The following is a 24,480-nucleotide window of genomic DNA, read 5'->3' on the forward strand; positions in this document are numbered from 1 at the left end:
CCCGCCGTCGCGCACGACGGCCGGACGCACGAGGGCCCCGGAGCAGCTGCTCCGGGGCCGTCCTGCGCGGGCTGGGTGCTCGTCAGGCCTGCGGGGCCGGCGGCTCCTCGCCGTCGGTGGCCGACGGCGGGGTGACCGGGTCGGCGGTGCCGCCGCCGGTCCCCACGCCGGGCTTCTCGGCTGCCTTGGCGGCCTCGAGCGCCGCCTCGACGGCGGCCTGAGTGCCGGCCGAGGACTCCCCCGTCTCGACGGGCTCGTCGAGGTCGACGCGGGTGCGGCTGCCTCCGCCGTCCACGGGGATCGTGCCGAGCTGGTTGCCGAGCGTGCCGAGGGCCTTGGTGAGCTCGGCCGGGATGATCCAGGTCGAGGCGTTCTCGCCGCTGGCGATCTTCGGCAGCGTCTGCAGGTACTGGTAGGACAGCAGCTTCTGGTCGGGATTGCCGTCGTGGATGGCCTGGAAGACCGTCTCGATAGCTCGCCCCTCGCCCTGCGCCGTCAGGATGGCGGCCTGCTTCTCGCCCTCGGCCGACAGGATCGCCGCCTGCTTCTCGCCCTCGGCGGTCAGGATCGCGGCCTGCTTCTGGCCCTCTGCGGTGAGGATGGCGCTCTGGCGGTCGCCCTCCGCGGTGAGGATGGCGGCACGCTTGTCGCGCTCGGCGCGCATCTGCTTCTCCATCGCGTCGATGATCGACGGCGGCGGGTCGATGCCCTTGAGCTCGACCCGGTTGACGCGGATGCCCCACTTGCCGGTGGCCCCGTCGAGCTCGCCGCGCAGGCCCGAGTTGATCTGGTCGCGGCTCGTGAGCGCGTGCTCGAGGCTCATGCCACCGATGATGTTGCGCAACGTCGTCATGGTGAGCTGCTCGATCGCCTGGATGTAGTGCGCGATCTCGTACGTCGCGGCCACGGGGTCGGTCACCTGGAAGTAGATGACGGTGTCGATGGAGACCGTCAGGTTGTCCTCGGTGATCACCGGCTGCGGCGGGAACGAGACGACCTGCTCGCGCAGGTCGATCATGTAGCGCACCTTGTCGATGAACGGGACGACGATGTTCAGGCCGGCCGAGAGGGTGGTGCGGTACTTGCCGAACCGCTCCACGATGCCGGCGCGGGCCTGCGGGACGATCTTGATCGTCATCGTCACGACGACGACGGCGAGGATCGCCAGCAGGACCAGGAAGATGGTCAAGGCGGTCATGCTCAGGACTCCTTCGGGGTGATGACGGCGGTGGCGCCGTCGATGCGGGTCACGACGACCTCGGCTCCAGGCGCCACCTCGGCGTCGCCCTCGGTGCGGGCCGACCACACCTCACTGGCCAGGGTGATCCGACCGCCGAACGGGCCGACCGGCTCGAGCACGACGCCGGTCCGACCGACGAGGGCGTCGTGGCCGGTGGTGAGCGTCGGTCCGGCGTGCAGGCGGGCGACCATGGGTGGTCGGGCGAAGAACAGCAGCCCGACGCCGACGACGCCGAACGCGAGCATCGCGACCCAGAACGGGGCGCCCAGGGCGCTCGCGACCGCGCCTGCGAGGGCGCCGATCGCGAACATGAGCAGCACGAGGTCGAGGCTCAGCAGCTCGGCGACCGCCAGCAGGACGGCGACACCGACCCAGGTGACCCAGGCGTTCTCCGTCATCCACTCGATCATCGGTGGTCTCCTCTCGTGACGGCGCTGTCGCGCACACGCGTCGGGCGCGTCACGCTACCAGCCACGTGAGGCACGACGTCAGCGCAGCGCTCGTCGGCCGTACTGCGCGCGCCGGGCTGCGTAGCGACCGTCGACGTGGTCGAGCTCGAGCCGCATCCCGAACGTGGTGCCAAGATTCTCCGCGGTCAGCACCTCGGCGATCGGACCCCGCGCGACGACGCCGCCGTCGCGCAGCAGCAGCACGTGCGTGAAGCCCGGCGGGATCTCCTCGACGTGGTGGGAGACCATCACGAGCACGGGCGCGCCGGGGGTCGAGGACAGCACGTCGAGGCTGGCCAGGAGGTCCTCGCGGGCCCCGAGGTCGAGCCCGGCGCCTGGCTCGTCGAGCAGCAGCAGCTCGGGGTCGGTCATCAGCGCGCGGGCGATGAGCGATCGCTTGCGCTCGCCCTCCGAGAGCGTCCCGAAGGTGCGGTCGGCGAGGCCGGTGATGCCGAGCTCGCCCATGATCTGGCGGGCGCGCTGCACGTCGTCCTCGTCGTAGGTCTCGCGCCAGCGTCCGGTCACCGCGTGCGCGGCGGACAGCACGACGTCCTCCACGCGCTCGGCCGGCGGGATCCGGTCGGCGACGACGGTCGCGCTGTGGCCGATCCGGGTGCGCAGGTCGAACACGTCGGTCGCGCCGAGGCGCTCCCCCAGGATCTGCGCGCTGCCCGTCGTCGGGTGCAGGTGCGCGCCGACGACCTGGAGCAGCGTGCTCTTGCCGGCACCGTTGGGGCCGAGCACGACCCACCGCTCGTCGTCGTGCACGGTCCAGGAGACGTCGTCGAGCAGGCGCTTGCCGGGCCTGACCACGCTCACCGAGTCGAGCTGGAACGCGGTGGCCATGCGGGGTCTCCTGCTGCTGGTCGGACCGGACGACGGCGCGCTCGCAGCGGGGCGAGCGCGCTGTGTCCAACCTATCGTGGCGTCCCGCGTCGCCGACGGGCGGTCGGACGATAGCCTCGGTCGCGATGAGCGCCCACGTGCCGGCCGTGCACCTCACCTCGCCCACCCTGCTGCTGACCCTGACGGGACCCGACCGCAGCGGCGTCTCGACGAGGCTGTTCGCGTCGCTCGAGCCGTTCGAGGTCGAGGTCGTCGACGTCGAGCAGCTCGTCGTCCGCGGTCGGCTCGTGCTGAGCGTGCTCGTGTCGCTCCCCGACGACCCGCGTGCGCTGGAGGACGCCGTCCGCGCCACGGCCACGGAGCTCGACATGGTGGTCGAGGTCGAGCACGGGGTCGGTGACAACCGTCCGCGTCGCGTGGGCCGCAGCCAGGTCACGCTGCTCGCCCACCCCCTCCGTCCGGCAGCGATGTCGGCGCTGACCAGCCGCATCAAGGCGGCGGGCGGCAACATCGACCGCATCCTGCGTCTGGCCCGCTACCCCGTCACGGCGCTGCGCCTGGAGGTCTCCGGGGCCGACCCCGACGTCCTCCAGGTCGAGCTCGCGGCGGCCGCCTTCGAGCACGGCGTCGACGTGGCCGTCGAGGAGCGCGGCATCCTGCGCCACGCCCAGCGGCTCGTCGTGATGGACGTCGACTCCACGCTCATCCAGGGCGAGGTCATCGAGATGCTCGCCGAGCACGCCGGCTGCGCCGACGAGGTCGCGGCGGTCACGGAGTCGGCGATGCGGGGCGAGATCGACTTCGAGGAGTCGCTGCGCCAGCGCGTGGCCCGGCTCGAGGGCGTGCCGGCGTCGGCGCTCGACGACGTCTACGCGGCCCTGGAGTACACGCCCGGCGCGCGCACGATGGTGCGCAGCCTCAAGCGGCTCGGCTACCGGTTCGCGCTCGTCAGCGGCGGCTTCACCCAGATCATCGAGCGCATCGCCGACGACCTGGGCATCGACTACTGGGCGGCGAACGAGCTGGAGGTCGTCGACGGCCGGCTCACGGGCGGCGTCGTGGGTGCCGTGGTGGACCGGGCCGGCAAGGCGGAGGCGCTGCGCCGCTTCGCCGCCGAGGCGCGCATCGGGCTGAAGAACACGGTGGCGGTCGGCGACGGGGCCAACGACCTCGACATGCTGGCCGCGGCGGGGCTGGGCATCGCGTTCAACGCCAAGCCGATGGTCCGCGACCAGGCGCAGACGTCGGTCAACGTGCCGTACCTCGACTCGGTCATGTACCTGCTCGGCATCACGCGCGAGGAGGTCGAGGCCGCCGACGCGGCCGAGGAGGAGCCGACGGGCCCGGCGGCGTCGCAGCCGGGACCCTGACGGGGTCTACTCGTCGTCCTCCAGGCGGAAGCCGATCTTCATCGTCACCTGGTAGTGCGACACGTCGGTGTCGGTGATGGCGCCGCGGATGCCCTCGACCTCGAACCAGTCGAGGTGGCGCAGGGTCTGGCCGGCGCGCTGGATGCCGTTCTCGATGGCCTGGGTGACGCCCTCCGGGGAGGTGCCGACGATCTCGGTGACGCGGTAGGTGCGGTTGCTCATGACAGCATCATGCCGGTGTCCTCCTCCTCACGTCCCGGCGCCCGGCGGGTCCGCCTGACGCGACGTACGCTGGAGAGGTGAAGCACACACCGCCGAAGGGCTCGTCGACCGGCTCCGCTGGCAGCCGCGACGAGCAGGTCTACTCGATCACCTCGGCCAGCGAGGGGCACAGCGACGAGCTGGGGTCCCGCGAGCTCCGCTACGCCCTGAGCATGGGCGTGCGCACGCTCTGCTTCATCGGGGCCGTGATCGCCTGGAACAACGTCATGTGGCTCGCGATCGTGCTCCTGGTGGGCGCGGTCTTCCTGCCCTACACCTCAGTGATCCTGGCCAACGCCGGCGTCCGCACCAAGGGTGAGGGCACCGACATCATGAAGCCCGAGCCGTTCGGCCAGATCGGCGGCGGACCCGCGGAGGAGCGCCGTGCCGAGCGTGACTGACGAGCTGGTCTGCTCGGCCAAGGGCTGCACGGCAGCGGCCCTGCACCGGATCGAGTGGAACAACCCGAAGATCCACACGCCCGACCGCCGCAAGACGTGGCTGGCGTGCGAGGAGCACGAGCAGTCGTTGCGGCGCTTCCTCGACGCGCGCGGCTTCTACAAGGAGACGCTCCCGCTCGAGGGTTGAGGTCCTCAGCCGCCGATCGACGACATGGGTCGCGACGGCTGCAGGAACGTGGGGTCGTCGATGCCGTGGCCGGCCGCCTTGCCCCACATGGCCTCGACCCACCGGCGGGCCAGCTCGTCGTCGTCGGCTCCCCCGCGCAGCGCGGCCCGCAGGTCGGACTCCTCGCGGGCGAACAGGCACGTGCGCACCTGGCCGTCGGCGGTCAGGCGGACACGGTTGCAGTCGGCGCAGAACGGCCGCGTGACCGACCCGATGATGCCCACCGTGTGGGGGCCGCCGTCGACCTGGAACTTCTCGGCCGGGGCGCTCCCCCGCCCGTCCAGCGGCGTGAGGGTCACGTGCTCGGAGAGTCGCGCGAGGATCTCGTCGGCGGTGATCATGCGGCTGCGGTCCCAGCCGTGCTGCGCGTCGAGCGGCATCTGCTCGATGAAGCGCAGCTCGTAGCCGCGCTCCATGCACCAGCGCAGCAGCGCGGGCCCCTCGTCCTCGTTGAGGCCCCGCAGCAGCACCGCGTTGATCTTGACGGGGGTGAGCCCGGCCTCGGCGGCGGCCTCGAGCCCGGCGACGACGTCGTGGAAGCGGTCGCGCAGCGTGATCCGGTGGAACATCTCCGGGTCGGTGGTGTCGAGGCTGACGTTGACCCGGTCGAGGCCGGCGGCGGCCAGCGCGTGGGCCGTGCGGCTCAGCCCGAGGGCGTTCGTGGTGATGGCGGTGCGCGGCGACCCCGGCATCGCCTTGGTGGCCGCGACGATCGAGGCCAGTCCGCGACGCAGCAGCGGCTCGCCGCCGGTGAACCGCACGTCGACGACGCCGAGACGCGTGACGGCGACGTGGATCAGCCGGACGACCTCGTCGTCGGTGAGCACCTCGGCCGTGGGCATCCAGTCGAGCCCCTCGGCCGGCATGCAGTACTGGCAGCGCAGGTTGCAGCGGTCCGTCAACGAGACCCGCAGGTCGGTGGCCACACGTCCATGTCTGTCACCGAGCTGCATCCCCCCAGTCTAGGAGCGAGGACCCAACCTCGCCGGAGCCCGCTGGTGTCGGGCGGCTAGATTCGAGGCGTGCGGTTCCTGCTCAGCGCCCGGTGGATCGGGTTCTTCCTCGCCGTCGTGGCGCTCGCGGTCGTGTGCGTGCTCATGGGCGACTGGCAGTGGCACAAGCGCGAGGTCCGGCACGAGTCGAACGAGCGGGTCGAGCAGCACCTGGCCGCCGACCCCGTCCCCCTCGACCAGGTGGCACCGGTCGGCCTGAAGGTCACGAAAGACTTGGAGTGGACGCGGGTCGTCGCGCAGGGCCGCTACGACCCGACGTCGCAGGTGACGGTGAAGTTCAGCACCCGCGACGGGCGCCCCGGCGCCGAGGTGGTCACGCCGCTGCTCCTCGACGACGGCAGCGCCGTGCTGGTCGACCGCGGTTGGGTGCCGACGTCGAACACCGCGGCCGCCCCCAGCGACGTCCCCGCGCCACCGAGCGGGACCGTCACGGTACAGGGCTGGCTGCGGCCCGACAGCAACGCCGGTGCCGACGCGACGACGCCGGTGGACGGCCAGGTCCGCTCCGTCTCCAGCACCGGGCTCGCCGGCTCGCTCCCGTACGACGTGCGCTCGGGCTACCTCAACCTGCGCGAGCAGACCGGCGGCACCGGCGGGCTCGAGCTCGAGCCGAAGCCCGACCTCGGCGGCGGACCGCACTTCTTCTACGGGCTGCAGTGGTGGTTCTTCGCCGGGCTCGCGCTGGCCGGCTTCGTCTGGTTCGCGCGGATCGAGTGGCTGGAGCGACGTGCGGGCCACGGTGGCCCGCCGTCCACGCGCGACGGCGACCGCGAGGACGTCAGCGCCACACCCTGACGTAGTCGACGCTCATCGTCCTCGGCGTCGCCGTCGCCCCCTCGGGGACGCTGTTCTCCCCCGAGCCCAGCATCTGCGTGAGGTTGAGGTTGAACGGTCGGTCGAAGGGTTGCGGCGCCGTGAGCGGCTCCTCCGGGTCGATGCGGTGCTCCAGGCACGTGGTGCCGTCGATCGTCACGGTCAGCGTCGTCGGCGTCCACTCGAGCCCGTACGTGTGGAACCTGCTGGGCTCGTAGACCCGGCAGTCGTTGTTCGTGCGGGTCGACCACGGCGACGCGGACCCGTAGTGCAGTGCGGGGATCAGGCGGTCCGGGTACTGGGCGTAGTACTCGACCACGTCGATCTCGCCGGAGTACGGCCAGCCTCCGTAGTGGGTGGGCTCGTCGGGGACCAGCCAGAGCGCCGACTGGAAGCCCGGTCCGTCGACGGCGGGCATCGCGGCCCGGAACTCGAAGCGGCCGTACGTCTGGGAGAAGCGACCCAGCGAGCTGACCGAGCCGGAGGTCCACGGGGTCGTGACCGTGCGGTCGCCGGCCCGGCAGGTCACATCCGACGCCTCGCGGCGCGTGGTGAGGCGCAGCGCCCCGTCTCGGACGGCGACGTTGTCGCCGTCGGGCAGGAAGCAGTCGCCGTAGCTGAAGCTGGAACCCTCGGTCGTGATCCGCTGCCACCTCGACGTGTCGAGGGTGGTGCCGTTGAACTCGTCGGCGAACGTGCACGTCCACGGCGTGCCGTCGGACTTGAGGCGCTGCGCACCGCACGACGGCGCACCCGTGCCCTCGCCGGACGACGCCGCGTCGGCCTGGGCCTGGGCGTCGGCCACCGCCCGCTCCCGCGCCAGCGCACGCGCCTGCGCGTCGGCCTCCTCGAGGGCGGCGGCACGGGCCTTCTCGTAGGCGTCCATGGTGGCGTCGTAGTACGCCTCCCACTGGGTCGCGGCGGTCGCGGTCCCGGTGCGGGTAGCCGTCGCGCTGGCGGTCGCCTCCCCGTATCCCACGTAGCCGTCGACGGTGGCCGACTCGGTGACGGTGGCCGACTCCGTCTGGGTCCACTCCGTCGAGTAGGTGATCGACGCTTGGTCGTCCTCCGCGTCGGCCGCGTCGGGTGCCGTGACGGCGAGCCCGACCACGACCAGGACCACCGCGGCGCAGGAGGCGCGTATCGGTCCGACGAGACGGTGGTGTCGACGGTTGGCCATGGCAGCTCCTCGACGCCCCGGCGTCAGGCTGCCCGCCCTGCACGGACTTCCCGGTGTCGGGACTCAGGTCCTGGTGGTCTGACGACCTTAGACCCGGACGGCGGGCTCTGTCACGCCCCCGACCTCGCACGGGGGCCGCGGGTCAGGCCAGGGAGACCAGCTCGGCGTAGCCGTCGTTCCACAGGTCCTCGTCGCCGTCGGGCAGGAGCAGCACGCGGTCGGGGTCGAGCGCGCGCACGGCGCCCTCGTCGTGGGACACGAGCACGATCGCGCCCTCGTACCGGCGGATCGCGTCGAGCACTTCCTCGCGCGAGGCAGGGTCGAGGTTGTTGGTCGGCTCGTCGAGCAGCAGCACGTTCGCGCTGGAGACGATGAGTCCCGCGAGCGCGAGGCGGGTCCGCTCTCCGCCGGAGAGCACCTTGGCCGGCTTCGCGGTGTCGTCGCCGGAGAACAGGAACGCGCCGAGGACGCTGCGCGCCTGGGTGTCGGTGAGCTCCGGCGCGGAGCGCTGCATGTTCTCGAGCACCGTGCGGTCCATGTCGAGCGTCTCGTGCTCCTGCGCGAAGTAGCCGATCTTGAGCCCGTGGCCCGGTTGGATCTCGCCGGTGTCGGACTGCAGGGTGCCGGCGAGCATCCGCAGCAGGGTCGTCTTGCCCGCGCCGTTGAGGCCGAGCACGACCACGCGGCTGCCCTTGTCGATCGCCAGGTCGACGCCGGCGAAGATCTCCAGCGCGCCGTAGGACTTGGAGAGCCCCTGGGCCATGAGCGGGGTCTTGCCGCACGGAGCCGGCTTCGGGAAGTCGATCTTGGCGACCTTGTCGGCCTGGCGGACGTCGTCGAGGCCGGACATCATCTGCTCGGCGCGCCGCAGCATCTGCTGCGCGGCGCTGGCCTTGCTGGCCTTCGCGCGCATCTTGTTGCCCTGGGCGACGAGCCGCTCGGCGGTCTTCGTCGTGATCTCGCGCTCGCGCTTGCGCCGCGCCTCGTCGGCCTCGCGCTGGCGCAGGTAGTGCTTCCAGCCGGTGTTGTAGATGTCGATCGTCGCGCGGTTGGCGTCGAGGTAGAAGACCTTGTTGACCGTCTCCTCGACCAGGTCGACGTCGTGGCTGATGATCACGAGACCACCGGAGAACGTCTTGAGGAAACCGCGAAGCCACGTGATCGAGTCGGCGTCGAGGTGGTTGGTCGGCTCGTCCAGCAGCATCGTGTCGGCGTCGCTGAACAGGATGCGGGCCAGCTCGATGCGGCGACGCTGACCACCGGAGAGCGTCTGCAGCTGCTGGTCGAGCACGCGGTCGGGCAGGCCGAGCGCGTTGGAGATGGTGGCGGCCTCCGCCTCGGCGGCGTACCCGCCGCCGGCCGAGAACACGTCCTGGGCGCGGCCGTAGGCCTTCATCGCCCGCTCGGCGACGTCGGGGTCGGCCGAGCCCATGTCGAGCTCGGCCTTGCGCATCGTCGCGAGGGCCTCGTCGAGGCCGCGGGCACCGAGGATGCGGTCGCGCGCCGTGATCGACAGGTCGCCGGACTTCGGGTCCTGAGGCAGGTAGCCGATCTTCCCGCTGAGCGTGATGCTGCCCTCGGCGGGCTGACCGTCGCCGGACAGCATGCGCGTGAGGGTGGTCTTGCCGGCACCGTTGCGGCCGACGAGGCCGATCTTGTCGCCCTTGTCGACGCGGAAGGAGACGTTCTGCATGAGGACGCGGGCGCCGAAGCGCAGCGTCACGTCGTTGACGGTGATCATGGGGAGCTTTCGTGGTCAGGGGGTGTGCGAGAACGCCGGACGTGGTCCGGTCGTCACTCCCGCTGGTAGTAGCTCACCGGAGCAGTCTACGGGCCCGAGCCCCGCTCCCCCGCATCGTGACCGCGAGACGTGGGTCATGCCGTGGACTTCGGGCCCTCGACCCTCCGACGCAGCCGACCCCGACCCCCGCGATGCGCGGGAGTCGGGGTCGGAGGTCGCGGCAGGTCTCAGCCGACGTTGAAGCCCAGCGCCCGCAGCATCTCGCGGCCGTCGTCGGTGATCTTGTCCGGACCCCACGGCGGCATCCAGACCCACTCGATGCGGAAGTCGTTGACGATGCCGTCGAGGGCGGCGCGGGTCTGGTCCTCGATGACGTCGGTCAGCGGGCAGGCCGCGGAGGTCAGCGTCATCGACAGGACAGTGTTGCTGTGGTCGTCGACGTCGACGCCGTACACGAGGCCGAGGTCGACGACGTTGATGCCGAGCTCGGGGTCGACGACGTCCTTCATCGCCTCCCAGACGTCCTCGTCCTTCGTCGCCGTCGACACGGCGGACTCCTGCGGGGCGTTCAGGTCGACCTCGGGCAGGTCGGAGTGGTCCGGGGTGCTCATGCGTCCTCCTGGGTGCTGAGAGCCTGGCTGGTGGCGTCCTTGAACGCCATCCACGAGAGCAGCGCGCACTTCACGCGCGCCGGGAACTGGGCGACACCGGCGAACGCGATGCCGTCCTCGAGGACGTCCTCGTCGGGCTCGACCTCGCCCTTGCCCTGCATGAGGGCCTGGAAGGCATCGAGCGTCGCGAAGGCGTCGTCGACGGGCTTGCCGACCACGAGGTCGTTCAGCACCGACGCCGACGCCTGGCTGATCGAGCAGCCGACCGCGTCGTAGGAGACGTCGGACACGGTGCCGGCGTCGAGGTGGACCCGCAGGGTCACCTCGTCGCCGCACGTCGGGTTGACGTGGTGCACCTCGGACTCGAACGGGTCGCGCAGGCCCGAGCCGTGCTTCTGCTTGTAGTGGTCGAGGATGATCTCCTGGTACAGCGCGTCCACCTGGGATGCGTCGGCCATGGTCACCGGCCTCCGAAGTACTGCTGGGTGTGCCGAACCGCGTCGACGAGCGCGTCGATCTCGGCCTCGGTCGTGTACAGGTAGAACGACGCGCGCGTGGTGGACTGCACCCCGAACCGCTGGTGGGCCGGCTTGGCGCAGTGATGTCCCGCGCGGACCGCCACGCCGCGGGAGTCGAGCAGCTGGGCGACGTCGTGCGGGTGCACGTCGTCGAGCGTGAAGCTGATCGCCCCTCCGCGCTGCACGGCCTCCTTCGGCCCGACGACCGCGAGCCCGTCGACCTCCTGGAGGCGCTCCAGCGCGTACGCGGTGATCGCCTGCTCGTGCGCGGCCACGTTCTCCATGCCGAGCGCCGTCAGGTAGTCGACCGCGGCGCCGAGCCCCACGGACTGCGCGATCGGCGGGGTGCCGGCCTCGAACCGGTGCGGCGGCGCGGCGAACGTCGACCGCTCCATCGTCACGGTCTCGATCATCTCGCCGCCACCCAGGAACGGGGGCAGCGACGCGAGCAGGTCGTAGCGGCCCCACAGCACGCCGATGCCCGTCGGGCCGACCATCTTGTGACCCGTGAAGGCGACGAAGTCGGCGCCGAGCGTGCTGACGTCGACCGGGATCTGCGGCACGGCCTGGGAGGCGTCGATGACGACCAGTGCGCCGACCTCGTGGGCCCGAGCGATGACCTTCTCGACGGGGTTGATCGTGCCGAGCATGTTCGAGACCCACGTCAGCGAGACGACCTTGGTGCGCTCGGTGACCAGCGTGTCGAGGTCGTCGAGGTCGAGACGCCCCTCGTCGGTGACCCCGAACCAGCGCAGCGTCGCGCCGGTGCGCTCCGTGAGCAGCTGCCACGGCACGATGTTGGAGTGGTGCTCCATCTCGGAGATGACGACCTCGTCGCCCTCCCCCACCGTGCCGGCGTCGCCGAGCACGCGGGCCACCAGGTTCAGCGCCTCGGACGCGTTCTTGGTGAACACGACCTCCTCACGTCGACCGGCGCCGATGAAGCCGGCCACCTTGGTGCGACCCAGCTCGAACGCCTCGCTGGCCTCGGCACCGAGCTGGTGCATCGCCCGCGCCACGTTGGCGTTGTGCCGCAGGTAGTGCTGCTCGATCGCCTCGACCACCTGGCGCGGCTTGTGGGACGTGTTGGCGCTGTCGAGGTACACCAGCGGGTGGTCGCCCGCCAGCGTGCGCTCGAGGATGGGGAAGTCCTTGCGGACCGCCTCGACGTCGTAGGAGGTCATGATCAGACCGCAGCCTTCACGTACTTGTCGTAGCCCTCCGCCTCGAGCTGGTCGGCCAGCTCGCGACCACCGGACTCGGCCAGCCTGCCCGCGACGAACACGTGCACGAAGTCGGGCTTGATGTACTGCAGGATCCGCGTGTAGTGCGTGATCAGCAGGACGCCGCGGTCACCCTGGTCGGTGTAGCGGTTGACGCCCTCGGACACGACGCGCAGGGCGTCGATGTCGAGGCCGGAGTCGGTCTCGTCGAGCACGGCGAACTTGGGGTTCAGCAGCTCGAGCTGGGCGATCTCGTGACGCTTCTTCTCACCACCGGAGAAGCCCTCGTTGACGCTGCGCTGCGCGAACGTCGGGTCGAGCGTGACGCGCTCGAGGGCGGCGTTGACGTCCTTGACCCAGGTGCGCAGCTTGGGGGCCTCGCCGTCGATGGCGGTCTTGGCGGTGCGCAGGAAGTTCGCGACGGAAACGCCGGGGACCTCGACGGGGTACTGCATCGCGAGGAACAGGCCCGCGCGGGCGCGCTCGTCGACGCTGAGCTCGAGGATGTTCTCGCCGTCCAGCAGGACCTCGCCGTCGGTGACGGTGTACTTGGGGTGGCCGGCGATCGAGTACGCGAGGGTCGACTTGCCCGAGCCGTTCGGGCCCATGATGGCGTGGACCTCGCCGCTGTTGACCGTGAGGTCGACGCCGCGCAGGATCTCCTTCGCGCCGTCCTCGGTGTTCACCGAGACGTGCAGGTTCTTGATCTCGAGGGTGCTCATGTGGTTCAGCTCCTGGTGGGGGCGGACACGTCGACCAGGACGCGTCCGTCGGTGATGGTCGTGGGGTAGGTGGGGACGGCCTCGGTGGCCGGCAGGTTGAGGGGCTTGCCGGTGCGGGCGTCGAAGCGCGACCCGTGCAGCCAGCACTCGATCTCGCAGCCCTCCACCTCCCCCTCCGACAGCGGGATCGCGGCGTGCGAGCACTCGTCGCGGATCGCGTAGACCGCGTCGCCCTCGCGTACCAGCGCGACGTCGACGCCGTCGACGGTGACCGCGGTCGCGGTCCCCTCGACGAGGACGTCGAGGGGTGCCGCGAACTGGGGACCGGTCATCGCTCAGCCGACCTTGCTCAGGTCGGCACCGGCGAGCTCGGACTCGATCGCCTCGACGAGCCGCTCCTGCAGCTCGGGCACGCCGATCCGACGGATGATGTCGTTGAAGAAGCCGTGCACGACGAGACGACGCGCCTCGGCCTCCTCGATGCCCCGGCTCTGCAGGTAGAACAGGTGGTTGTCGTCGAAGCGGCCGGTGGTGCTGGCGTGCCCGGCGCCGGCGATGTCGCCGGTCTCGATCTCCAGGTTGGGCACCGAGTCGGCCTTCGCGCCGTCGGTGAGCACAAGGTTGTCGTTCTGCTCGAACGTCTCGATGCCCTCGGCCACCTTGCGGATGAGCACGTTGCCGACCCACACGGTGTGCGCGTCCTGGCCCTGCAGCGCGCCCTTGTACTCGACGTTGCTCTTCGTGCGCGGTGCCGTGTGGTCGACGAACTGACGGTGCTCGATGTGCTGGCCGGCGTCGGCGAAGTACACGCCGAGCAGCTCGGCGCTGCCGCCCGGACCGGCGTAGTCGACGTTGACGTTCGTGCGGACGAGGTCGCCGCCGAGGCTGACCTCGAACGCGCGGACCGACGCGTCGCGACCGACACGCACGTTGTACTGGCCGGCGTGCACGGCGTCGTCGGCCCAGTCGTTGACCGTGACAAGGTCGAGCGAGGCGCCGTCGCCGACGACGACCTGGGTGAACGCGTCGTACGTCGCGCTGCCGGCGTGGTCGACGACCACGGTGGCCTTCGCGTGCGTGCCGACGCGGACCACGACGTGGCCCCAGACGGTCGAGTCGACGGAGTCACCCGTCAGCGTCAGCCGCACGGGCTCGCTGAGCTCGAGGTTGGCGGGCACGTCGAGCAGCACCGCTCCGCCGGCGTTGGCCACGGCGAGCGCGCCGAGCCGGTCGAAGGGGGCGTTGACGGCCAGGGCCTGCGCCTCGGCCGTGCTGACCTGCGTGAGCGTGACGCCCTCGGGCAGCTGCTGCTCCCACGTGAGGTGCGCGTCGGAGGGGGTGCCGTCGAGCAGGCCCCGCAGCCGCTTCAGCGGCGTGAAGCGCCAGATCTCCTCCAGGCCCGTGGGCACCGGGTGCGCCGCGACGTCGTAGGACGGCTCGGGGTGCAGGTGGGACTCGACGTGGTCGAGCTCCAGGGCCTGACCGATGTTCTCGACCGTGCGGTCGGTGTCGACGAGGGTCATCAGCCGACGGCTCCTTCCATCTGCAGCTCGATGAGGCGGTTCAGCTCGAGCGCGTACTCCATCGGGAGCTCGCGCGCGATGGGCTCGACGAACCCGCGGACGATCATCGCCATGGCCTCGTCCTCCTCCATGCCGCGCTGCATGAAGTAGAAGAGCTGGTCGTCGCTGACCTTCGAGACCGTGGCCTCGTGGCCGAGCGTCACGTCGTCCTCACGGACATCGACGTAGGGGTACGTGTCGGACCGGCTGACCTGGTCGACGAGCAGCGCGTCGCACTTGACCGTGCTGGCCGAGCCGTACGCGCCCTCCATGACCTGCAGCAGGCCACGGTAGGAGGTGCGACCGCCACCGCGGGCCACCGACTTGCTCAGGATCGAGCTCGACGTGTGGGGGGCGGCGTGCACCATCTTGGCGCCGGCGTCCTGGTGCTGACCCTCGCCGGCGAAGGCGATCGACAGCGTCTCGCCGCGGGCGTGCTCGCCCATCAGGTAGACGGCCGGGTACTTCATGGTGACCTTCGAGCCGATGTTGCCGTCGACCCACTCCATGGTCGCGCCGGCCTCGCAGGTCGCACGCTTGGTGACCAGGTTGTACACGTTGTTCGACCAGTTCTGGATCGTCGTGTACCGGACGCGGGCGTTCTTCTTGACGATGATCTCGACGACCGCGGAGTGCAGCGAGTCGCTGGAGTAGATCGGCGCCGTGCAGCCCTCGACGTAGTGGACGTAGGAGTCCTCGTCGGCGATGATCAGCGTCCGCTCGAACTGGCCCATGTTCTCGGTGTTGATGCGGAAGTAGGCCTGCAGCGGGATGTCGACGTGGACGCCCTTGGGCACGTAGATGAACGAGCCGCCGGACCACACCGCCGTGTTCAGCGCGGAGAACTTGTTGTCGCCGACGGGGATGACGGTGCCGAAGTACTCCTCGAAGATCTCCGGGTGCTCCTTGAGCGCCGTGTCGGTGTCGAGGAAGAGGACGCCCTTCTCCTCGAGGTCCTCACGGATCGAGTGGTAGACGACCTCGGACTCGTACTGCGCGGCGACGCCGGCGACGAGACGCTGCTTCTCCGCCTCGGGGATGCCCAGACGGTCGTAGGTGTTCTTGATGTCCTCGGGCAGGTCCTCCCACGAGGCGGCCTGCTTCTCCGAGGAGCGCACGAAGTACTTGATGTTGTCGAAGTCGATGTCCTCGAGGCCGGCGCCCCACGTGGGCAGCGGCTTGCGGTCGAAGAGCCGCAGACCCTTGAGGCGCAGGTCGAGCATCCACTGCGGCTCGCTCTTCTTCGCGGAGATGTCGCGGACGATCTCCTCGTTGAGGCCGCGCTGGGCGTTGGCACCCGCGTCGTTCGCGTCGGACCAGCCGAACTCGTAGCGGCCGACGTCCTTGAGCCCGGGGTTGAGCTCTTCGATCGAGTTGGTCGTCATGACGACACCCTCTCTGTGGTGGGACCTGTGGCTTGGGTCGTGGGATGGGGCAGGTGGGTCGTGCACACGCCGTCGCCGTGGGCGATCGTCGCGAGGCGCTGGACGTGGGAGCCGAGCAGGTCGGCGAACATCGCCGTCTCGGCCTCGCACAGCTGGGGGAACTCGGCCGCGACGTGCGCGACCGGGCAGTGGTGCTGGCAGATCTGCGCACCGGCCGGCGTCGTGCCGGCCGAGGCCGCGAACCCGTCGGCGCTCAGCGCGTCGGCGAGCACCCGAGGACGCTCCTCGACGGGTGCGGCCTCCACGAGCGGGCGGTACTTCTCGGTGAGGGCGCGCAGGCGTCGGGCTGCGAACGCGGCGACCGCGTCGTCGCCCGCGGTCTCCGCGAGGAAGCGGAGGGCGTCGGCGGCGAGGTCGTCGTAGGAGTGCGCGAAGGTGTCGCGGCCGGCGTCGGTGATGACGAAGACCTTGGCGGGTCGGCCGCGACCGCGACGCGCCGTGGAGCGCGGCTGGCGCTGGGCGAGGACGCCGTCGGCCAGCAGCTGCTCGAGATGACGTCGCACGGCGGCGGGCGTGAGGCCCAGCCGCTGGGCGAGGTCGGCTGCGGTCGACGGACCGTGCTCCAGGATCGACGTCGCCACGCGCTCGCGCGTGGGGGCGTCGTCGACGGTGGTCGACTCCATCTCCTCGGCGCGCATGTATTTCACAACACCAGTGTGCCGTTATTGATTCCGGTCGTTCAAAGAAGGCAACCCTCACCCACGCCGCCCCCCTGCAGCCCACGGCCCGGCACCTCCGCCGCGTCGGGCCTAGGCTGCCGTCATGGCAGGCAAGACTGCGGCGGTCGTCGTCGACGCGGGCGGACGCGAGGTGAAGGTCTCCAGCGCCGACCGCGTGATCTACCCGGCGTCCGAGCACGGCCCGGAGGTCACGAAGCTCGAGGTGGTCGAGTACTACGTCGCGGTCGGCGACGGCATCGTCCGTGCCCTGCGCGACCGCCCCACCGCGCTCGAGCGGTGGCCGAAGGGCGTGCAGCCCGGCATGACGCTCACGGCTCGTGAGGCCACGCACGGGCGCGGCCCGCAGGGCGACGCGTTCTACCAGAAGCGGGTCATGCGCGGCATGCCCGACTGGGCGCGGTCGGTGCGGGTGCACTTCCCCACCGGACGCACCGCCGAGGAGCTCTGCCCCGACCACGTCGCCGTCGTGGCGTGGGCCGCGCAGATGGGCACCATCACCTTCCACCCCGGCCCGGCCCGGCGAGCGGACCTGGACCGGCCCGACGAGCTGCGGATCGACCTCGACCCGCACGGCGACACCGGGTTCGTCGACGCCGTCCGGGAGGCCGGCACCGTGAGGGAGCTGCTCGGCGACCTCGGCCTGCGCGGCCACGTGAAGACCAGCGGGAAGAACGGCGTGCACGTGTACGTCCGGGTCGAGCCGCGGTGGACCTTCACCGACGTCCGGCACGCCGCCATCGGTCTCGGCCGCGAGCTCGAGCGACGCAGCGACCGCGTGACCACGGCCTGGTGGAAGGAGGAGCGCGGCGACCGGATCTTCGTCGACGTCAACCAGAACGCCCGCGACCGCACCATCGCGTCGGCCTACAGCCTGCGCCCGAAGCAGGGCGCGCCCGCGTCGTTCCCCCTGCGGTGGGACGAGCTCGCCGACGTCGACGACCCGATGGCCTTCACGCTGCGCACGATCCCCGACCTCCTCGCGGAGCGCGGCGGCGACGCCTGGGCTGACATCGACGACGAGCCCCAGTCGCTCGAGCCGCTGCTCGACCTCTGGCGGGCCGACCTCGAGCGTGGCCTCGGCGATCTGCCGTACCCGCCGGAGTACCCGAAGATGCCCGGCGAGCCGAAGCGCGTGCAGCCCAGCAAGGACACACGCAACAAGCAGGGCTGAGGTCCGGGCGCGCTGGGACGGTGGACGATCCACCGCCCGACGCTGTCTACCCCTGGGCGGTGAGCTCTCCACCGTCCGGGCGCTGAGGAGGTGGACGATCCACCGCCCCCACACCGCCTCCGCCGGGCGGTGAGCTCTCCACCGTCTGGACGCTGAGAAGGTGGACGATCCACCGCCCGCGGGGGCGACCGTCCAGCGATGCGTCAGCGGTCGGGCCGCTCACCGGCGCGGCACTGGGCGAGCAGCTTCTCGATGCGGGACAGGCGGGTCGGCTCCCGCTTGGCCGTGGCCAGCTGGGTGAGCGCGAAGAGGCGGGCGCTCGGCGGGAGGGCGTCCCAGAACGCGCGGGCGGCGGGGTCGGCGTCGAGGCCGGCGCGCAGTGCGTCCGGCTCCTCGCCCTGCTCGGGCCCGACGAGGACGGTCCAGGAGCCGTCGACCCGCGCGGCGTCGACCACGGCCTGGCCGGGCTGACGCATCCGCCCCTCCTCGACCAGCCGGGCCACGCGGGCCCGGTTCGACGCCGCCCACGCGCTACCCCGCCGGCGGGGCGACATCCAGATCGCGGCGCCCCGGCCGTCGGCCGCGCCACGGACCCGTCCGTCGATCCAGCCCCAGCAGAGGGCCTCGCAGACCGCGTTCTCGTACGACAGCGCATCGTCGCCCTCGGCGACGCGGGCCGACATCTCCAGCCACACGCCCCGTGCGTCGCCGTGGTGCTCCCGCAACCAGTCGTGCCACGCCGTCAGCGACCCGGGAGCCACCTGCTCCGCCTCGTCCATCACGCCCACGGGGCCACCGTAGGGCGCCGTACCGACACCGCGCCGGGACGAGGCCGCCTCGCGCGCGACCCGTCACGCGTCGACCGCCCGTCGTAGGCTGACCGCGTGGAGCTGACGAGCAAGGAGGCGCTGGGGCAGGGCGACGAGGTCCTGCACCTCGACGACCCCAAGGCGCTGCGGCAGGACTTCACCCGCTTCATGCTCCGGCACCGGTTCGCGATGGAGGAGGTCGTCACCAAGCTGACGATCCTGCGCGACGAGTTCGCGCTCATGCACGACACGAACCCCATCGAGCACATCGCGTCGCGGCTCAAGTCGCCCGACAGCCTCGCGGAGAAGATGGGCCGCAAGGGCACGCTGCCCACGTTCGAGTCGATCCGCGAGACCATCACCGACATCGCCGGCGTGCGCGTCACGTGCAGCTTCGTCTCCGACGTCTACCGCGTGCACGAGCTGCTCACGTCGCAGGACGACCTGACCGTCCTCGACGTCCGCGACTACATCGCCTCGCCCAAGGCCAACGGCTACCGCAGCCTGCACCTGCTGCTCGAGGTGCCCGTGTACCTGTCGGACGGGCCGGTCCCGGTCACGGTCGAGGTGCAGCTGCGCACCATCGCCATGGACTTCTGGGCCAGCCTCGAGCACAAGATCCACTACAAGTACCGCGGTGCCGTCCCCGACGACCTCGCCGAGCGCCTCTGCGACGCCGCCGACTCTGCGCACGCCCTCGACGCCCGGATGGAGGCGCTGCACGACGAGGTGCGCCACCTCGGCGAGGACGGCGTCGAGACGCTGCCGACCGAGGTGCGCGACGACCTGATCGCGGGCGACGAGCTCCTGCCGTCCGAGGCGCTGCTGGAGCAGCTGAGACGGCTCGGCGACGGTCCGCGCCGCTAGGCGAGCACGTCGCCGAGGTCGTAGGACACGACCTCCTCGAGCTGGGCGTACGTGCACGACGTCGGCTCCCGGTCGGGGCGCCAGCGCTTGAACTGCGCGGTGTGGCGGAACCGGCCCTCCTCGCCGCGGCCCTCCATGTGCTCGTAGCCGACCTCGACCACGCGCTCCGGGCGCAGCGGCACGAACGAGAGGTCCTTCGTGCCGGTCCAGCGGCTCTGCCCGCCCGGCAGCCGGCCGTCCTCGTGCGCCTGCGTGGTCTGCCAGGCACCCCACGGGTGCTCCGACAGCTCCGCGCGCAGGGGCGCGAGCTCGGCCGCCAGCTCGGCCCGGCGCGTCGCGGTGAACGAGGCGCAGACGCCGACGTGCTGCAGGCGTCCGTCGTCGGTGTACAGCCCCAGCAGCATCGACCCGAGCAGCGGCTGCTCGGGCGTCGACGTCTTGTGCAGCCGGTACCCGGCCACCACGACGTCGGCCGTGCGCGCGTGCTTGACCTTGAGCATGGTGCGGCCGTTCGGCGTGTAGGGGGCGTCGAGCCGCTTCGCCACGACCCCGTCGAGACCCGCCCCCTCGAACTGCTCGAACCAGCGTCCGGCCTCGGCGCTGTCCCGCGTCGTGCGCGTGAGGTGGACCGGCGCCTCGACGTCCGCGAGGGCCGCCTCGAGCACGGCACGGCGCTCGTGCAGCGGCGCGTCCAGGTACGACGTGCCGTCGAGCGCCAGCAGGTCGAACACGACGAGGCTCGCGGGCGTCTCCTCCGCGAGCATGGCCACCCGCGACGCTGCCGGGTGGATGCGCTGCGACAGCGTGTCGAAGTCCAGCCGGTCGCCGACGGCCGTGACGATCTCGCCGTCCATCACGCAGCGCTGCGGCAGCTGGGCCAGCACCGCCGCGACGACGTCGGGGAAGTAGCGGGTCAGGGGCTTGGTGGACCGGCTCGCGATCTCCACCTCGTCGCCGTCGCGAAAGACGACGGCACGGAACCCGTCCCACTTCGGCTCGAACAGGTAGCCGCCGTCGACCGCGTCGGCGGCGGGCACCCCCTTGACCGACTTGGCGAGCATGGGCTGCAGCGGCGGCATGACGGGCAGGTCCATCGCACCAGGCTACGGTGCCCCGGACCACCCGCCGGGTGACGATCTCTAGACTGACGGGGTGAAGCACCCTCCCGTCGACGGCACCGTCGGCGCCGCCGTCGAGATCCACGACCTCGTCGTCCGCTACGGCGACGTCACCGCGGTCGACGGGCTCACGCTCACGGTCGGCACCGGCACGGTCACGTCGGTGCTCGGTCCCAACGGTGCCGGCAAGACCAGCACCGTCGAGACCTGCGAGGGCTTCCGGCGCGCGACGTCGGGCTCGGTCCGCGTGCTCGGCCTCGACCCGGTGCGCGACGCGGCGGCGCTGCGACCCCGCGTGGGCGTGATGCTGCAGGCCGGTGGCGCGTGGTCTGGCGTGCGGGCGCACGAGATGCTGCGCCACGTGGCGTCGCTGCATGCCCACCCGCTCGACGTCGACGCCCTCGTCGAGCGTCTCGGGCTCGGGTCGTGCGGCCGCACCGCCTACCGTCGTCTCTCCGGCGGCCAGCAGCAGCGGCTCGGCCTGGCGATGGCCGTCGTCGGTCGCCCGGAGCTCGTCTTCCTCGACGAGCCGACCGCCGGGCTCGACCCGCAGGCACGGCGCGCCACGTGGGACCTGCTCGACGAGCTGCGCGCCAGCGGCGTCACGGTGGTCCTCACGACGCACTTCATGGACGAGGCCGAGACGCTCAGCGACGTCGTGCACATCGTCGACGCCGGGCGCGTCATCGCCAGCGGCTCCCCCGCCGACCTCGTGCGCTCCGGCGCGGAGAACACGGTCCGGTTCGCTGCCCGGCCCGGGCTCGACCTCGACGCGCTCATGACCGCGCTGCCCGCCGACACCAAGGTGCGGGAGACGGCCGCCGGGCAGTACGTCGTCGTCGGCACGGTCGACCCCGGCCTCCTCGCCACGCTGACCGCCTGGTTCGCCGGCCAGGGCGTGCTCGCGGAGTCGGTGCTCGTGGAGAAGCAGACGCTCGAGGACCGGTTCCTCGACCTCACCGGACGGGCCCTGCGATGAGCCTCGACCTCTCGCCGCGTCCTGGCGCGGCCCGCACCCCGGCCATGCTGGCCGCGCAGGCCCGCATGGAGCTGCGCCTGCTCGCCCGCAACGGCGAGCAGCTCCTCATCACGCTCGTCGTCCCCCTCCTGCTCCTCGTGGCCGGCACCCGCTCGGGCAAGGTCGTCGACCTCGGCGCCGGTCGTCCGATCGACATCGTCACGCCCGGCGTGCTCGGACTGGCCGTGCTCTCCACGTCGTTCACGTCGCTGGCGATCGCCACCGGCTTCGAGCGTCGCTACGGCGTGCTCAAGCGGCTGGGCGCGTCGCCGCTGCCGCGCTGGGGCCTGCTCGTCGGCAAGGTCGCCGCGGTGGTCGTGGTCGAGGTCGTGCAGCTGGTGCTGCTCGCCTCGGTGGCGCTCGCGCTCGGCTGGTCGCCCGCCGGCGGGGTGGCCCCGTGGCTGTGGCTCGTGGTGCTCGCCGTGCTCGGCACCGCCGCCTTCGGCTCGCTCGGCCTGCTCATCGCGGGCACGCTGCGCGCGGAGGCCACGCTCGCCGTCGCGAACCTCGTGTACGTGCTCCTCCTGGTCGGCGGCGGTCTCATCGTGCCGCTGTCGCGCTACCCCGACGGCGCGCAGGGACTGCTGCAGCTGCTGCCGTCCGGCGCGCTCGGCGAGGGCCTGCGCACGGCGTTCGACGCCGGCACCGTCGACCTGCTCCCCCTCGTGGTGCTCACGGCCTGGGCGGCCGTCGGCACCGCCCTGACCGCAAGGACGTTCCGATGGGAATGATGCTCGGTCTCCGGACCCCCACCCGCGACGTCGTGGAGCGCTGGGCGTGGGCCAGCCTCGTCGCCAACACGGTCATCATCCTGACCGGCGGGCTGGTGCGCCTCACCGCCTCCGGGCTCGGGTGCCCCACCTGGCCGCGCTGCACCGACGAGTCGTTCGTGCCGCACCGCGCCCTGGGCCTGCACGGCCTGATCGAGTTCGGCAACCGGCTGCTCACCTACGTGCTCATCGCCATCGCGATCGGCACGGTCGTCGCGGTGTGGCGCTGGTCCGAGGGTCGCGGCCTGCGTCGGCTCGCGGTCGTGCTGGCCGTCGGCATCCCGTTCCAGGGCGTCATCGGCGGCATCACCGTCCTGACCGACCTCAACCCCTGGATCGTCGCGCTGCACCTCGTGCTGTCGCTCTTCCTGGTGGCGGGCTCCACCTGGCTGCTCCTGCGCGTGCGGGGCGACGTCGCCGACGACGTGCCGGTGCTCGCCCGCCGTCTCGTGCTGGCCACGTACGCGACGCTCTGGGTCGTCGTCTACCTGGGCACGGTCGTCACCGGGAGCGGGCCGCACGCCGGCGACGTGAACGCACCCCGGAACGGGCTCGACCCGCGTCTGTGGAGCCACGTGCACGCCTGGGGCGTCTACCTCCTGGTCGCCCTGACGATCGCGACCATCCTCGTGCTGCGTCGCAGCGGCACCAGCCCGCTCGCCGTCCGCGCGGCCACGCTGCTGCTCGTCGCCGAGCTGGCGCAGGGCGTCATCGGCTTCGTGCAGTACTTCACGGACCTGCCGATCGCGCTGGTCGCGGTGCACCTCGTCGGTGCTGCCGTGCTGGTGTCGGTCGGCACCCGGCTCGTGGTGCTCACCCGCACCCGCGTGCGCGAGCCCCAGCTCCAGCACTGACCGTGACGATGTGGCCCCGATCCGGAACGTTCAGGGGCCACATCGTCACGGTCAGCGGGGTCACGGTCAGCGGGGGCGGGTCATGGTGAGGCAGCCCTCGGCGTCGGGCTCCGGACCGGTGAGGACGAAGCCGCAGCGCGTGTAGAAGCGCACGCCCACGGCGTTGCCGGCCATCACGCGCAGGTGCAGCGGCGCCCCGGTAGCGGCGTGCCGAGCCACAGCCTCGACGAGGCGGTCCGCCACGCCGGTGCCCCGCGCGGCGCGCGCCACCCACATGCCGAGCAGCTCGTGGTCCCCGCTCACGCCCGCAGTACCGACGTCGGTCCCGTCGAGGCAGGCCACGTAGGTGGCGACCGCCTCGAGCCGCTCCCGCCAGCGCGGCTCGACGTCGAGGTCGTCGAGCCAGCGGTGCGCCGACGCGGCGAACGCGTCAGGGTCGCTGCGCAGCGCGGCGTGGCGGACGGCGCGGAACCGCCGCCAGTCGTCCGGGCCGAGCCGCTCGATGCTCAGCGCAGGAACGGGTCGACCGCCGCAGCGACGAACAGCAGCGCGAGGTAGGCGTTGGAGAAGTGGAAGAGCCGCATCGGCTTGATGACCGACAGCTCCTCGGTGTCCTTGGCGCGCGAGCGCAGGTCGTAGGCCTCGACGAGGAAGACGATGCCCAGCAGGATCGCGACACCCGTGTAGAACCAGCCCATGCCGGCGACCGGCCAGAGCGCGAGCGACGTGGCGACCATGACCCACGAGTAGACGACGATCTGGCGCGACACCGTGGCGGCGCTGGCCACCGACGGCAGCATCGGCACGCCGGCGGCCGAGTAGTCGTCGCGGTAGCGCAGGCCGAGGGACCAGAAGTGCGGCGGGGTCCAGAAGAAGACGACGAGGAAGAGCACGACGGGCGGCCAGGCCAGCTCGTTCGTGACGGCGGTCCAGCCGATGAGCGCCGGGAAGCAGCCGGCCGCCCCGCCCCACACGATGTTCTGCGGCGTGCGGCGCTTCAGCAGCATCGTGTAGCCGACGACGTAGAAGACGTTGGCGGCGAGCGCGAGCCCGGCCGAGAGCCAGTTGACCAGCAGGCCGAGCCACAGGGTCGAGACGACGGCGAGAGCCAGGCCGAACCAGAGCGCACCCGCGGTGGAGACACCGTGGCGCGGCAGCGGTCGACGCGACGTGCGCCGCATCTTCTGGTCGATGTCGGCGTCGAACACGCAGTTGAGCGCGTTGGCGCTGCCCGCGGAGAGGGTCCCGCCGACCACGGTCGCGACGATCAGCCAGAACGACGGCACGTCGCGCGCGGCGAGGAACATGACCGGCACCGTGGTGAGGAGCAGCAGCTCGATGATGCGCGGCTTCATCAGCGCCACGTAGGCGTTGAGCACGTCGACCGGACCGCTGCGACGGACCTGGCTGGACGTCACCACGCGGGTGTCCGCGCCAGCGTCCTCCGCCGGGGTCGACGAGGGGTCGTTGCGGCTGCTCGACCGAAGTGCACTCACCTGGCAGAGTCTAGACGCTCGGCGATAGGGTCGAACCGAGGGCTCCACCACGTCCCTCCCCAGAATTTCCCCACGA

28 protein-coding genes are annotated in these 24,480 nt (G+C 71.5%); 9 read left to right on the top strand and 19 right to left on the bottom strand.

Translation table 11 applies throughout. From position 1 onward, the window contains the following. Positions 1 to 82: 82 nt before the first annotated feature. The 3 genes from Aeryth_RS09235 to Aeryth_RS09245 form a co-directional block, all read right to left on the bottom strand. A complete protein-coding gene (locus Aeryth_RS09235) occupies positions 83 to 1,198 on the bottom strand; it encodes an SPFH domain-containing protein (protein WP_067857595.1) in 1,116 nt (371 codons plus the stop codon). A gap of 2 nt (positions 1,199 to 1,200) precedes the next feature. Further along, positions 1,201 to 1,650 carry an NfeD family protein gene (locus Aeryth_RS09240; RefSeq protein ID WP_202967652.1) on the bottom strand — a complete coding sequence of 150 codons (450 nt, stop codon included), beginning with the start codon at positions 1,648 to 1,650 and terminating at the stop codon, positions 1,201 to 1,203. Positions 1,651 to 1,728: 78 nt separating this feature from the next. After that, a complete protein-coding gene (locus tag Aeryth_RS09245) occupies positions 1,729 to 2,535 on the bottom strand; it encodes an ABC transporter ATP-binding protein (protein WP_067857598.1) in 807 nt (268 codons plus the stop codon). A 125-nt stretch (positions 2,536 to 2,660) separates the two neighbouring features. Between Aeryth_RS09245 and serB the strand changes: the two genes are divergently transcribed. After that, positions 2,661 to 3,905 carry a phosphoserine phosphatase SerB gene (serB, locus tag Aeryth_RS09250; protein WP_067857601.1) on the top strand — a complete coding sequence of 415 codons (1,245 nt, stop codon included), beginning with the start codon at positions 2,661 to 2,663 and terminating at the stop codon, positions 3,903 to 3,905. 6 nt (positions 3,906 to 3,911) lie between these two features. Here the strand turns inward: serB and Aeryth_RS09255 are convergent, their stop codons facing one another. Continuing rightward, positions 3,912 to 4,127 carry a dodecin gene (locus tag Aeryth_RS09255; RefSeq protein WP_067857604.1) on the bottom strand — a complete coding sequence of 72 codons (216 nt, stop codon included), beginning with the start codon at positions 4,125 to 4,127 and terminating at the stop codon, positions 3,912 to 3,914. Positions 4,128 to 4,204: 77 nt separating this feature from the next. Here Aeryth_RS09255 and Aeryth_RS09260 point away from each other — a divergent pair, with 77 nt between their 5' ends. Beyond that, positions 4,205 to 4,567 carry a DUF3099 domain-containing protein gene (locus Aeryth_RS09260; protein ID WP_067857607.1) on the top strand — a complete coding sequence of 121 codons (363 nt, stop codon included), beginning with the start codon at positions 4,205 to 4,207 and terminating at the stop codon, positions 4,565 to 4,567. After that, on the top strand, positions 4,560 to 4,754 hold the full coding sequence (locus Aeryth_RS09265; protein WP_202967653.1) for an acetone carboxylase: 195 nt from the start codon (positions 4,560 to 4,562) through the stop codon (positions 4,752 to 4,754). Before Aeryth_RS09260 ends, Aeryth_RS09265 begins: the two co-directional genes overlap by 8 nt. A gap of 5 nt (positions 4,755 to 4,759) precedes the next feature. Here Aeryth_RS09265 and moaA read toward each other — a convergent pair whose 3' ends face one another. Then, positions 4,760 to 5,746, bottom strand: a complete 987-nt coding sequence (gene moaA, locus Aeryth_RS09270) for a GTP 3',8-cyclase MoaA (RefSeq protein ID WP_067857613.1) — start codon at positions 5,744 to 5,746, stop codon at positions 4,760 to 4,762. Positions 5,747 to 5,815: 69 nt separating this feature from the next. On the opposite strand from moaA, the gene Aeryth_RS09275 reads away from it, so the two are divergent. Beyond that, positions 5,816 to 6,601 (top strand): SURF1 family cytochrome oxidase biogenesis protein, encoded by a 786-nt coding sequence (locus Aeryth_RS09275; protein ID WP_067857615.1) that lies wholly within the window; start codon positions 5,816 to 5,818, stop codon positions 6,599 to 6,601. Here the strand turns inward: Aeryth_RS09275 and Aeryth_RS09280 are convergent. From Aeryth_RS09280 to Aeryth_RS09325, 10 genes are all read right to left on the bottom strand, one after another. After that, positions 6,585 to 7,799, bottom strand: coding sequence for a glycoside hydrolase family 16 protein (locus tag Aeryth_RS09280; RefSeq protein WP_067857618.1), 1,215 nt, complete (start codon positions 7,797 to 7,799; stop codon positions 6,585 to 6,587). The genes Aeryth_RS09275 and Aeryth_RS09280 overlap by 17 nt on opposite strands. A gap of 142 nt (positions 7,800 to 7,941) precedes the next feature. Next, positions 7,942 to 9,540 (bottom strand): ABC-F family ATP-binding cassette domain-containing protein, encoded by a 1,599-nt coding sequence (locus Aeryth_RS09285; RefSeq protein WP_067857621.1) that lies wholly within the window; start codon positions 9,538 to 9,540, stop codon positions 7,942 to 7,944. A gap of 227 nt (positions 9,541 to 9,767) precedes the next feature. Next, on the bottom strand, positions 9,768 to 10,127 hold the full coding sequence (locus Aeryth_RS09290; protein ID WP_470207145.1) for a metal-sulfur cluster assembly factor: 360 nt from the start codon (positions 10,125 to 10,127) through the stop codon (positions 9,768 to 9,770). 20 nt (positions 10,128 to 10,147) lie between these two features. Beyond that, complete coding sequence (sufU, locus tag Aeryth_RS09295; protein WP_067857627.1) at positions 10,148 to 10,609, bottom strand: Fe-S cluster assembly sulfur transfer protein SufU; 462 nt, start codon at positions 10,607 to 10,609, stop codon at positions 10,148 to 10,150. A 2-nt stretch (positions 10,610 to 10,611) separates the two neighbouring features. After that, the gene (locus Aeryth_RS09300; protein WP_067857630.1) at positions 10,612 to 11,853 is read right to left on the bottom strand and encodes a cysteine desulfurase; all 1,242 of its coding nucleotides are present in this window, start codon (positions 11,851 to 11,853) and stop codon (positions 10,612 to 10,614) included. A gap of 2 nt (positions 11,854 to 11,855) precedes the next feature. Beyond that, positions 11,856 to 12,614: a Fe-S cluster assembly ATPase SufC gene (gene sufC, locus Aeryth_RS09305; RefSeq protein WP_067857633.1), complete on the bottom strand. Its 759-nt coding sequence runs from the start codon at positions 12,612 to 12,614 to the stop codon at positions 11,856 to 11,858. Positions 12,615 to 12,619: 5 nt separating this feature from the next. Further along, positions 12,620 to 12,946: a non-heme iron oxygenase ferredoxin subunit gene (locus tag Aeryth_RS09310; RefSeq protein WP_067857635.1), complete on the bottom strand. Its 327-nt coding sequence runs from the start codon at positions 12,944 to 12,946 to the stop codon at positions 12,620 to 12,622. A gap of 3 nt (positions 12,947 to 12,949) precedes the next feature. Then, positions 12,950 to 14,137: a Fe-S cluster assembly protein SufD gene (gene sufD, locus Aeryth_RS09315; RefSeq protein ID WP_067857638.1), complete on the bottom strand. Its 1,188-nt coding sequence runs from the start codon at positions 14,135 to 14,137 to the stop codon at positions 12,950 to 12,952. After that, positions 14,137 to 15,561 carry a Fe-S cluster assembly protein SufB gene (sufB, locus tag Aeryth_RS09320; RefSeq protein WP_067857641.1) on the bottom strand — a complete coding sequence of 475 codons (1,425 nt, stop codon included), beginning with the start codon at positions 15,559 to 15,561 and terminating at the stop codon, positions 14,137 to 14,139. Before sufB ends, sufD begins: the two co-directional genes overlap by 1 nt. Then, entirely contained in the window at positions 15,558 to 16,259 is a 702-nt protein-coding gene (locus Aeryth_RS09325; RefSeq protein WP_067857643.1) for a helix-turn-helix transcriptional regulator, read from the bottom strand. Before Aeryth_RS09325 ends, sufB begins: the two co-directional genes overlap by 4 nt. A 124-nt stretch (positions 16,260 to 16,383) precedes the next feature. Between Aeryth_RS09325 and Aeryth_RS09330 the strand changes: the two genes are divergently transcribed. Next, a complete protein-coding gene (locus Aeryth_RS09330; protein WP_067857646.1) occupies positions 16,384 to 17,472 on the top strand; it encodes a DNA polymerase domain-containing protein in 1,089 nt (362 codons plus the stop codon). Between the two features lie 203 nt (positions 17,473 to 17,675). Here the strand turns inward: Aeryth_RS09330 and Aeryth_RS09335 are convergent, their stop codons facing one another. Continuing rightward, positions 17,676 to 18,251 carry a YdeI/OmpD-associated family protein gene (locus Aeryth_RS09335; protein WP_236749878.1) on the bottom strand — a complete coding sequence of 192 codons (576 nt, stop codon included), beginning with the start codon at positions 18,249 to 18,251 and terminating at the stop codon, positions 17,676 to 17,678. Between the two features lie 105 nt (positions 18,252 to 18,356). Between Aeryth_RS09335 and Aeryth_RS09340 the strand changes: the two genes are divergently transcribed. Further along, complete coding sequence (locus Aeryth_RS09340) at positions 18,357 to 19,148, top strand: GTP pyrophosphokinase (protein ID WP_236749705.1); 792 nt, start codon at positions 18,357 to 18,359, stop codon at positions 19,146 to 19,148. On the opposite strand, the gene Aeryth_RS09345 is transcribed toward Aeryth_RS09340, so the two are convergent. Then, positions 19,145 to 20,242 (bottom strand): ATP-dependent DNA ligase, encoded by a 1,098-nt coding sequence (locus Aeryth_RS09345; RefSeq protein WP_067857651.1) that lies wholly within the window; start codon positions 20,240 to 20,242, stop codon positions 19,145 to 19,147. The two genes, Aeryth_RS09340 and Aeryth_RS09345, sit on opposite strands and share 4 nt — an antisense overlap. A gap of 58 nt (positions 20,243 to 20,300) precedes the next feature. Between Aeryth_RS09345 and Aeryth_RS09350 the strand changes: the two genes are divergently transcribed. From Aeryth_RS09350 to Aeryth_RS09360, 3 genes are read left to right on the top strand one after another with little or no spacing between them, the layout of a single operon-like run. Further along, positions 20,301 to 21,245, top strand: coding sequence for an ABC transporter ATP-binding protein (locus tag Aeryth_RS09350; RefSeq protein ID WP_067857654.1), 945 nt, complete (start codon positions 20,301 to 20,303; stop codon positions 21,243 to 21,245). Continuing rightward, positions 21,242 to 22,015 carry an ABC transporter permease gene (locus Aeryth_RS09355; protein WP_067857657.1) on the top strand — a complete coding sequence of 258 codons (774 nt, stop codon included), beginning with the start codon at positions 21,242 to 21,244 and terminating at the stop codon, positions 22,013 to 22,015. The genes Aeryth_RS09350 and Aeryth_RS09355 overlap by 4 nt, the downstream gene beginning before the upstream one ends. Then, positions 22,006 to 22,908 carry a COX15/CtaA family protein gene (locus tag Aeryth_RS09360; protein WP_067857660.1) on the top strand — a complete coding sequence of 301 codons (903 nt, stop codon included), beginning with the start codon at positions 22,006 to 22,008 and terminating at the stop codon, positions 22,906 to 22,908. Before Aeryth_RS09355 ends, Aeryth_RS09360 begins: the two co-directional genes overlap by 10 nt. A gap of 66 nt (positions 22,909 to 22,974) precedes the next feature. Here the strand turns inward: Aeryth_RS09360 and Aeryth_RS18465 are convergent, their stop codons facing one another. Further along, positions 22,975 to 23,418 carry a GNAT family N-acetyltransferase gene (locus Aeryth_RS18465; RefSeq protein ID WP_144433879.1) on the bottom strand — a complete coding sequence of 148 codons (444 nt, stop codon included), beginning with the start codon at positions 23,416 to 23,418 and terminating at the stop codon, positions 22,975 to 22,977. Continuing rightward, positions 23,415 to 24,452, bottom strand: coding sequence for a heme o synthase (locus Aeryth_RS09370; RefSeq protein ID WP_417864619.1), 1,038 nt, complete (start codon positions 24,450 to 24,452; stop codon positions 23,415 to 23,417). Before Aeryth_RS09370 ends, Aeryth_RS18465 begins: the two co-directional genes overlap by 4 nt. Positions 24,453 to 24,480 lie beyond the last annotated feature (28 nt).

The sequence above is a fragment of the Aeromicrobium erythreum genome (assembly GCF_001509405.1).
Classification (GTDB): domain Bacteria; phylum Actinomycetota; class Actinomycetes; order Propionibacteriales; family Nocardioidaceae; genus Aeromicrobium; species Aeromicrobium erythreum.